This window comes from Candidatus Enterococcus willemsii, assembly GCF_009933335.1.
GTDB classification, from domain to species: Bacteria; Bacillota; Bacilli; order Lactobacillales; family Enterococcaceae; genus Enterococcus_F; species Enterococcus_F willemsii.
The window spans coordinates 1-1,466 of record NZ_MAEL01000007.1; the positions used below are offsets into that span (position 1 = coordinate 1).

Here is a 1,466-nt window from a genome sequence, read left to right on the forward strand (position 1 = left end):
GTTCTATTAAAACCAAGACTAGGTCGCAAAGTTTGCTGATAGAAGGTGTAGATGATGGTGACGGCTATTTGACGGAGATTATTTTTTTTCTAAACATTTTCATAAGGTAACTAAACTTTTTTTTACCCTTAGAACACGCTTACAATTTGACGATTACCAAATTTGTTTTAGGCACTAAAAAATTTTTTTTAAATATCGTTATCCATTAAATCAATCGCTTGGATGCGCTGTTCCATCAGTGAATCAGCATAAATATCTAAGGTCATTTTAGTCGAAGCATGTCCTAATAATGTACTTACTGACATCACATCCGCCTTAGCTTCTAAGCATCTGGTTGCAAAGGTATGTCTTAATTGGTGAAAACATACATGAGAGAGTTTGGCATGATTACGTATCATATGAAAATATTTAGTTAGCAAACGAGGTTCACAGGGTTTTTGTTGATTTTCAAATACAAAGATATTGTTGTTATTTTTTTGTTTATGATGTAAAAACCATTTTTTTAATTTTGAACTAATAGGTATTTTTCTTACCGAAGTTGTTGATTTGGGATCTCCTAACAATAATGTCGTTTTATGATCGTTGTTATATACTCGCTGTAGTGTATGTTTGACATAAATAAATCCTTCGCGAAGATCAACGTTTTCCCATTTCAATGCAGCCACTTCGCCTATTCTAAGGCCTGTTCGTAAAGACAATAACACGGAAAAACCATAGGAATAAAAATATTTTTGTGCGACTTTCTCTAATTTCATTTGTTCGAATTTAGTTAATGATTTAGGTTTTCTTGCTGTCCACTCAATTTTGATTGTTCTGCAAGGATTTTGTTTTAGTTCTCCTTTAAGTACAGCTTTAGCAAGACATGATTTTAAAATACTTAAAATAACATGGATGGTAGATGGACACCTATTTTGTTCTTTTAACCAATGAACAAATTGTTCAATTAACTCCTCTGTAAATTCGTTCATTGAACAATTTCCTAAAAAAGGTAAGATATAATGACTCATTTTGTAATGGTAACTCGAAAAAGTAGATAATTTCACATTGTTTTTTCGTTCATTCAGCCATTCATTTGCCCAATCAGAAAATAAACGTTGGCTACTGCCATTCATATTGATTAATGCTTGATATTTTACTCTCATCTCTAATAATTTCTCACGAGTTTCTTGATAAGAACGAGCATAAACATAACCATATTTAATACGGCCATCTGTTTTACGACCTTTAATGTATCGCCCTTCCCAGCGACCATCTTTTCTTTTATAGATATTTTCCCCTCTTCGACTCATGTGTTTCCTCTCTTTCATTTGACGGTTTATGTGACGATAAAAAAAACCTTCATGTAGCAAGGTTTTTCCAAAATAAAATATATTTACTTTAAATTCATTTTCATATATGATGATAGTACCTTGCTAATTCTGTAAAAATAATCATTTTTTAAACCTTATTCTTGGTTTTAATAGAAC

At 31.4% G+C, this 1,466-nt stretch carries 1 protein-coding gene; it reads right to left on the bottom strand.

The window, feature by feature from the left end:
- Nucleotides 1–188: 188 nt before the first annotated feature.
- Nucleotides 189–1,289: a tyrosine-type recombinase/integrase gene (locus BAU17_RS01170; RefSeq protein ID WP_161900982.1), complete on the bottom strand. Its 1,101-nt coding sequence runs from the start codon at nt 1,287–1,289 to the stop codon at nt 189–191.
- Nucleotides 1,290–1,466 lie beyond the last annotated feature (177 nt).